Origin of the sequence: Flavobacterium sp. Leaf359, from assembly GCF_001423985.1 — a bacterium.
In the GTDB taxonomy this organism is placed as follows: domain Bacteria; phylum Bacteroidota; class Bacteroidia; order Flavobacteriales; family Flavobacteriaceae; genus Flavobacterium; species Flavobacterium lindanitolerans.
Map to the genome: position 1 here is coordinate 200,798 of NZ_LMPW01000010.1, position 221 is coordinate 201,018.

At 50.2% G+C, this 221-nt stretch carries 1 protein-coding gene; it reads left to right on the forward strand.

Translation table 11 applies throughout. From position 1 onward, the window contains the following. A partial coding sequence (locus ASG38_RS17980; RefSeq protein WP_162239660.1) for a hypothetical protein occupies positions 1-221 on the forward strand: 221 nt, incomplete at both ends.

Below are 221 nucleotides of genomic sequence, written 5' to 3' on the forward strand. Positions count from 1 at the left end.
CAGTTCTGACCTTAGTACGCTCGGCTTTAATATCTGCGTCCGTTCTTTTCCAAAACCTGTAAACGACAGTTGTGCTGCGGCCACGCAGCTTACGCCTAATGCTAATTGTGTAGACACCATTGGCACTTTTAGCGGGTCTATGTTTGACGGAGCAGTTCCTTCCTGCGCTAACACCAGCAGCCAGGACGTTTGGTACCGTTTTACGGCAACGGAACAGACCA